The following is a 7,448-nucleotide window of genomic DNA, read 5'->3' on the forward strand; positions in this document are numbered from 1 at the left end:
GTGCTACGCACTCGTAACTTTGCAAGAAGGAGCAAAGTTATAGAGTAAGACACAGGGAAAATGAGTTTGCAAAAGGCACAAATCACATAAATGCAATTGAGAATTTCTGGGGCTTTGCCAAGCATAGATTAAGCAAATTTAAAGGAATTAAAAAGGAAAATTTTGTCCTTCATTTAAAGGAAACAGAATTAAGACGAAAATTTTGAGACAAAATATTTATCAAAATTTATTAAAGTTGATAAGCCAAAATCCGCTTAAGTTGTCTTGAGCCAAAAATAATTTTCATCAACTTCAATCTCACCGCTCATTTTCTAAAGAAATTTCGTTTTGCTGATTTTTTCGCACTCTTTGGCTATTAAAATGCGAATTTGCTTTGACACACAACTTTGCTCTGAAATTTGACAAAGTAGAGCGTTTTTTCGACTCTAAATCAATATTTTGCAAAGGGATGAGCCGAAAGGCGAAGTAAAAAATAACGCAAAATTCCTTAAATTTCTTTTGATACAATTTGGGAACTGATCTTTATTTTTCATAGAACTTAGCTTAAAAACCATTTGATTTAAGTTTAATTGAGTCTAAACTATGGGATATTTTTGCTACATTTAGCCTTGCAATCCGCCCTGTCGCTACGCTCAATATGACAAATTTAGGCTTTTATTTGAATTTTTGTATATTACTTCGTGCTACGCATTTGTCCTACATTTTACTATGCAAAAACAGCTACGCCCCAGCCGCTATGTCCCCACTTTGTCAAGTCTCGCAATGACGACACAGCGTGAAAATTTGGGGTTTTTAACACTAAAATTCACAAATTTATCACTAATTTTTTAAGTCCCACAGCCCTAGCGTAACGCACTGCTGTATCAAGGCTAAAGCATCCACTTGGGCTTTCAAGCCTTGCTATGTTGGATTGCTTCAAGCCACTTAAAGCCGCCACTTGCGACTGTGTGAGCTTTTTGGCCAACCTTTTGGCTATGAGTGCGGATTTTACTTGAAATTCAGGCTTTAAACGCTTAAATTCAGCCTTAAAATCACTATCTTTCAGGCACTCTTTGAGTGTTTTGTTAAAATCAATCGTTAGCATTTTTAAACTCCCTTAATCTTTGTTTTGCTGTTTGCAAGGCATTTATGGGTGTTTTTTGGGACTTTTTTACAAAAACCGCAAGTATCAAAATTATCCTATCTTTCTCGTAGCTGTAAATCGCCCTTGCTATGCCCTCTGCCGCTTTTACTATAAGCTCGAAAACCCATCTTGTAGCTTTTTGCTGTGTGGTTTGCCAAGTGTGCTAAAGTTCTACAAAAGCAAGATGGTGTGTGCCATTTTCGCTTTTAGCTTTGTTGGTAGTGCTAGAAATTCGGCATTTGCGTTTTCATTCACAAATTTCACTTCAAACATAGCTTTCCTCGTTTATTTGCCTTTGGCAACTTGGGATAAAATTATATCATTTTTGATATAAAATTTGAGTTAAAATTTTCAAATTTTGTGACTTTTTTGTTTTTAAAAAAACCCTAAATTTTAGTGAAAATTCAGAGGTTTTGAGGATAAAATCTACAAGTAAAATCCAAAATTCGCACAAAATTCAACGCTTTTGCAAATTCATCCCTCATTTAATTTAAAGACATATAATCACAGCCAAGCAAGAAATTCATAAATTTATCAAAAAAGAAACAAAATGACAGTAAGTGAGCTGAATTTAAAGGCAAAAAGCCTTTTAGAGACGCATTTTGAGGACATCGTTTTAAGTGGGGAGATTTCAAAGATTACCACTCATAGCTCAGGGCATTGGTATTTTGAGCTTAAAGATGAAAAGGCTAGTGTTAGCTGTGCTATGTTTAAGGGGGCAAACTCAAGGCTAAAATTCACGCCAAAGGTGGGCGAGAGTGTGGAGATGAGCGGCTTTGTCAGTCTTTATGAGGCAAATGCGAGGTTTCAATTCATAGTCAAAACGATGAAAAAAGAGGGCTTTGGCGACTTGGAGGCTAAATTTTTAGCCCTCAAAGAAAGGCTTGAAAAAGAGGGGCTTTTTGACGGCTTACATAAAAAGCAAATCCCTCTTTATCCTCAAAAAGTAGGCATTATCACAAGTTTTACCTCAGCTGCCTTGCAAGATATGCTTAAAATCATCTCTTGCAAAGAGTATTTTTTGGCTAAATTTTTTATCTTTAATGCCCTAACTCAAGGACAATTAGCTTCAAGCTCACTCATAAATGCCCTACAAAAAGCGGATTTAATGGGGCTTGATTTTATCATACTCGCAAGGGGAGGGGGGAGTAGGGAGGATTTGTTTTGCTTTAATGATGAGGGCTTAGCAAGGGCTATCTTTGCGGCTCAAACGCCCATCATTTCAGCCATAGGACACGAGATAGACTATGTCATTAGCGATTTTGTGGCGGATTTAAGAGCCCCAACCCCAAGTGCAGCCGCAAATATGTGCTTTTTTAGCAAAAATGACTTAGCTCAAAGCCTTGATTTAACGCAAGATAAGTTGCAAAATTTAATGCAAAATAAGATTTTAGCACTTCAAAACGAGCTAAACTCAAGCCAAAGGCTCTTTAAGGCTCAAAGCCTTGATAAAATTATCAGCGAAAAGCTTGCAAATTTATCCTCTTTAAATTCACAGTTAAGGCTGATTTTAGGGGCAAAATTTCAAAAGGCTAGCTTAAATTTAGCAAATTTAAAGCAAGCCTTCGCCCAACACGAGCATTTTTTCAAAAAGAGTGAATTTTTAGTATCACTTAGCAAGGATGGACAAAGCGTTAGGTTAGAGCAGTTACAAAAAAATGATATAATCACCCTTCATTCGCAGCAAAAGAGTAAAGGGGCTAAAATCCTATAAAAAGGGGGAAGTTATGAGAAAAATCAATTTTAGTGCAGGTCCTTCAACCCTGCCTGAAAGTGTGCTAAAACAAGCACAAAACGAGCTTTTTGATTATCAAGGCAAGGGCTTTTCGATAATGGAAATTTCGCATCGCACAAAGATTTTTGAGGAAGTGCATTTTAATGCTATGAAAAATGCAAAGACACTTTATGGCTTAAATGATGATTATGAGGTGCTTTTTTTGCAAGGTGGGGCAAGCCTTCAATTTGCGATGGTGCCTATGAATTTAAGCGAGGGGGGAGTATGTGAATACGCTCACACAGGCGTTTGGACGAAAAAGGCTATTAAAGAGGCACAGATTTTAGGCATAAATGTCAAGGTCGTAGCAAGTAGCGAGGATAGCGAGTTTAGCTATATACCAGAGGTGAATTTTAGCGAAAATGCTGATTACACCTATATCTGCTCGAACAACACCATCTATGGAACGCAGTTTCAAAGCTATCCACAATCAAAAGCACCGCTGATTGTCGATGCGTCAAGCGATTTTTTCTCTCGCAAAATCGATTTTAGCGATATTGCTATGTTTTATGGCGGAGTGCAGAAAAACGCTGGTATATCGGGACTATCTTGTGTTTTTGTGCGAAAGGATCTGCTTGAAAGAAGTGCGAAAAAAAATATCCCAAGTATGCTAAAATACGCGGTTCATAGCGAAAATAACTCCCTTTTTAATACCCCTCCCACCTTTGCGATTTATATGTTTGGCTTGGAGATGCAGTGGTTGCTTGATAATGGGGGCTTGGATGCCATCAACGAACGCAACAAAGCTAAAGCAAGGCTCATTTATGAGTGCATAGACAGCTCAAATGGCTTTTACAAGGGACATAGCGAGAAAGAGTGCCGCTCTTTAATGAATATAAGCTTTAAGATAGCCTCAACTGACTTAGAGCCTATCTTCGTGCAAGAGGCTGAAAAGGCAGATATGCTAGGACTTAAAGGACATAGGCTTTTGGGCGGAATTCGTGCAAGCCTTTACAATGCCATCACTTTGAAACAATGCGAAAGCTTGGCTGAATTTATGCGTGAATTTGCTAGGAAATATGGGTAAAACGGCTTGTCTTGCGGACGCTTTTTTGTTTTGCTACACTCACAATCCGTTGGGTGTGGAAATACTCACAAACTTCGTGCGGATGGATGACATTGTTTTATCCGCACCCATTCGCCCTTGCAATCCTTTTTGCTCGCGGTTGCAAGAGCAAAAAGCTTGAAAATACTTTGTTAAATTCATAGCAAAATTCACAAAAAATTCACGCAATTTTGCCTAATTTTCGCAAATTTCTGTGAATTTTTTGCGAATTCTCATTAAAAATTCACAAATTATCAAGCCACAAAAACTCAAACAAGCTCGCCCATCAAAGCATCCACCAAAACAACGCCCTCATACATCTGCTTTTTGTCATCGTAGCTTATTTTGGGAAAGATTTTTTCGTTTTTGTAGCAATTTGGCATTAGGACAATTTTGTGCGGATTGTCGATGAGATAACTAGCCCACCAACCAAAGGTGCTATTAGAGATGATAGCGTGCTTGCAAGAACGCATTATTTTCTGTGCGACATTATCCTCGCCGTTGTTTTTCACAAATTCAAACTCCACGTCTTCCTTACATTCATCGCTTAAAGTAGCCAAAAATTCACGCTCACACCACAAAATGTCGTTGCTAAATATGAAAATATAAGGCTTTGCGAGTTTTGATTTAAGGTAATTTATCGCACCACCATAATACTCACCCTTTAAATTCAAATAAAAGTCCGTATGCTTCAAATAATCGCCCCTGCGAATGTGTAAAAACACGCTATCTTATGTTTGTAAAATGCGTTGTTTAAGCGTAGCATTTGCGGGGATTAGCTGGGTTTTTAAGCTAAATTTAGTGCGGATGATGTTCTCTATGTCCTTAAAATACTCCAAGTTAAACCAAGATCCACCAAAATAGCTGTTTGGGTGAATGCAAATTGAGTCTAGTGGCACATTTTCAAAGGAAGCACGGTTCATTAGATATTTATAAGGTCGCTTTATGCGTTGATTTGGCGGGAGTTTCGCCCTGTCCTTATCTACCAAATCAAAAAATAAGTTTTCATCAAAATCCAAATCAATAGGCAAGATTCGATTAAAATGAGTAATTTCTAAATTTCTAATATCAGTGGGATTTAAGAAGGTATTATCCCCCCACAATTTGCTAGATATTATATTTTCACTTTTGTATATGTTTGTTTTAGGGCAATGATGAGCGTCAAAAACCACATCATAACCCCTATTTTGCAACGCTCTACCAAAGGCGTAGTGATACATTTGATTACCAAGTCCGCCGCCGATAGCCACGACAACTAGCTTTGATTTTGTTAAATAATTGTGTTTATAATACAGCGTTTGTCTTTCGTGTTGTATTGTTTTCCTTGCCTTTTCTAGCTCCCAACTTTCAAGCTCATTTAAAAATTCATTGCCTACTAAAAGACGGCAAATAAAGCGTTTTTTGTTTGGATTTTTGATTATACTCGTGCAAATTTTCGCCTTAAATGAAGTCATAGCATGTCTTTTTGATGATTTTAAAACTCTCATTGCAACATATTTTGGTAAGTTTTAACAAAGATTTTGCCAAAAAGCGTGAATTTTCAGCTTTTTCTAACTTTTTTGTGAATTTTTAGCGAAATTTACGATTTTTGTAAAAAGCCTTTTAAACAGCATTTAAACCCTTTTATAAAAACTCAAACTCGTGTTGCCAAATTTTTTGATCTTGTGTTGCGTAAAAGCTCTAAATGTTGCTGGGGTAGGGATTTGTGAGCTATGTTCTATAATAAAACTTTGTAAATTCGAGCCTTGTAAGGTATTGATGAGTGTAAAAACCCGCTCATAAATGTCCTCAAAGCCATTTCGCAGATGAAAAGGCGGGTCAAAATAGGCTATTATGCCCTTTTGGCTGAATTTCTTATCTTTAAATAAAAGAGGTAAAAGCTCAAAGCTGTCCGCGTTGAAAATTTGCATCCTTTCTCTAACAAAGCTAGCATTGAAAGCTCGCACCTTTTTTACATCAATAAGATCTAAATTCCTTGAATTTTCACTAAAATTTAAAGCCTCGCAGTCAAAATTCCTTGAATTTTCGCCAAAATTGATGGAACTTACATCGCAGGCTTTTGAATTCTCGTTAAAAATCAAGGCTTGCATCTTGCAAGAGCTTGAAGTTGCTTTAGAATGCAAGGTCTTACAAGCAAAATTCCCAAAATTTGCCTTAGAATTCAAAGCCTTGCAGTCAAATTTGCCTGAATTTCCATTAAAATTCAAGCCCACATTCTCACAAACCTTAAAATCCCTACTAGAATTCACCGCCTCACGCCCCTTTTGCAAGGCTTCTTGATTCTTGCAAGTTTTCAAACCACCACTAGAATTCACAGCATTCAAAGTAGAATTCCTTGAATTTCCCCTAAAATTCAAACCAGCCTTATCATAAATCCTTGAATTTTCGCTGTCTAAAAGCCTTCTCGCATTCTCACAAGCTATTTCATAAGCTTTTTTGTCCTTTTCGATTATCGCAACGCCCAAGGCATCGTTGCTTAAAGCCTCAAATGCCATTGCCCCACTTCCGCCAAAGACCTCCACAAAGATTTTGTCCTTCAGCTCAGCTCGCAGAGTATTAAAAACACAGGCTCTTACTCTGCTTTTTGTGCTTCTTGTGGTTTCAAGGTTTGGTAAAAAGAGCCTTTTGCCCTTAAATTTGCCACTTTGTATTATAAGGGGGGGAGGGGTATTTTTCATCTTTACTCGCTTTTTGTTTTAAAATGTTTGCGACAAAAATTAATTTACTAAGTCTTAAAATGCTATTTCCTTGCAAGCTATCTTAAAAGCACTTTTTTGGCTAGTTTAAAGCATTTTGCCACAAAGGCAGATCCGCACAAAAACAAGCTTGTGATAAGAAGTGCTTCTTAAAGCGTAAATCTAAGATTATTTTGTTAAAAAAGCCACCTAAAAGGGCTTAATCTTATCATTTATAGCAGATCTTAGCCTTTCTTCAAGCCTTGATATAGCATCATCAAGGTCTTTTTGATAGGATAGCTTAAACTCAGCTGAGATATTTTTAATCCTCTCTTCTAGCTCCTTGATCTTTTCATTTGCAACCTGCAAGGCTAGTTCTTTCAAGGCCTTGTCAAAGTCATTTAGAGCAGCAAAAAGCTCGTCTTTATTAAAGGGGATGTCAAGCTGGGTTGAATGCTTGCAGATTATAAATTGAGGTTTGTTAAAGGAGATCTTTTCATCGCAGATGATGAAATCGCAGTCCTTTTTTTGACTTAGATGTTCTCTTAAAAAAAGCTGTAAAGCCCTTTCTAGTATGAGATCCTTGCATTCTAGTGCTATCTTCATTTTTTTCCTTTTTTGTATCTTAAAAACTGACCGTTTTTTAAGTTTAAATTAAATATAAATAAAAAATTATCAAGCTCTTTATATTAGCATAAAATTCTTAAAAACTATGTTAAATCGCCCATTTTGCCTCCTAAATTTAAAATATATTTGCTATAAATTTATTTTTGTTTATAATTTGTTTTTTTTTTTTTTATAAAGCTGAATTTTTCATTAATTTTAATAAAA

8 protein-coding genes and 2 pseudogenes are annotated in these 7,448 nt (G+C 36.5%); 3 read left to right on the top strand and 7 right to left on the bottom strand.

Translation table 11 applies throughout. The features are described 5' to 3' along the window. Positions 1-38: 38 nt before the first annotated feature. Positions 39-268 (top strand): annotated as a pseudogene (locus DMC01_RS11360) (IS1595 family transposase); the annotation flags it as partial. Positions 269-805: 537 nt separating this feature from the next. Here the strand turns inward: DMC01_RS11360 and DMC01_RS11365 are convergent. Both DMC01_RS11365 and DMC01_RS11370 read right to left on the bottom strand, forming a co-directional pair. Then, positions 806-1,084, bottom strand: coding sequence for a helix-turn-helix domain-containing protein (locus DMC01_RS11365; RefSeq protein ID WP_142694324.1), 279 nt, complete (start codon positions 1,082-1,084; stop codon positions 806-808). Beyond that, positions 1,071-1,244, bottom strand: a pseudogene (locus tag DMC01_RS11370) (type II toxin-antitoxin system RelE/ParE family toxin); the annotation flags it as partial. The pseudogene DMC01_RS11370 and the gene DMC01_RS11365, both read right to left, overlap by 14 nt. Positions 1,245-1,673: 429 nt before the next feature. Here DMC01_RS11370 and xseA point away from each other — a divergent pair. Beyond that, a complete protein-coding gene (gene xseA / locus DMC01_RS11375) occupies positions 1,674-2,837 on the top strand; it encodes an exodeoxyribonuclease VII large subunit (RefSeq protein WP_142694326.1) in 1,164 nt (387 codons plus the stop codon). 13 nt (positions 2,838-2,850) lie between these two features. Continuing rightward, positions 2,851-3,924 (top strand): phosphoserine transaminase, encoded by a 1,074-nt coding sequence (gene serC / locus DMC01_RS11380; RefSeq protein ID WP_142694327.1) that lies wholly within the window; start codon positions 2,851-2,853, stop codon positions 3,922-3,924. A gap of 39 nt (positions 3,925-3,963) precedes the next feature. Here the strand turns inward: serC and DMC01_RS13815 are convergent, their stop codons facing one another. From DMC01_RS13815 to DMC01_RS11400, 5 genes are all read right to left on the bottom strand, one after another. Continuing rightward, positions 3,964-4,131, bottom strand: a complete 168-nt coding sequence (locus DMC01_RS13815) for a hypothetical protein (protein ID WP_185908904.1) — start codon at positions 4,129-4,131, stop codon at positions 3,964-3,966. An 80-nt stretch (positions 4,132-4,211) separates the two neighbouring features. Then, a complete protein-coding gene (locus tag DMC01_RS11385) occupies positions 4,212-4,667 on the bottom strand; it encodes an alpha-1,2-fucosyltransferase (protein ID WP_142694328.1) in 456 nt (151 codons plus the stop codon). Between the two features lie 6 nt (positions 4,668-4,673). Then, positions 4,674-5,396: an O-fucosyltransferase family protein gene (locus DMC01_RS11390; RefSeq protein WP_142694329.1), complete on the bottom strand. Its 723-nt coding sequence runs from the start codon at positions 5,394-5,396 to the stop codon at positions 4,674-4,676. A gap of 159 nt (positions 5,397-5,555) precedes the next feature. After that, a complete protein-coding gene (locus tag DMC01_RS16215; protein WP_142694330.1) occupies positions 5,556-6,620 on the bottom strand; it encodes an RsmD family RNA methyltransferase in 1,065 nt (354 codons plus the stop codon). A 207-nt stretch (positions 6,621-6,827) separates the two neighbouring features. After that, positions 6,828-7,223 carry an ornithine carbamoyltransferase gene (locus DMC01_RS11400; RefSeq protein ID WP_142694331.1) on the bottom strand — a complete coding sequence of 132 codons (396 nt, stop codon included), beginning with the start codon at positions 7,221-7,223 and terminating at the stop codon, positions 6,828-6,830. Between the last annotated feature and the right edge of the window lie 225 nt (positions 7,224-7,448).

It is taken from the genome of Campylobacter troglodytis (genome assembly GCF_006864425.1).
GTDB lineage: Bacteria > Campylobacterota > Campylobacteria > Campylobacterales > Campylobacteraceae > Campylobacter_D > Campylobacter_D troglodytis.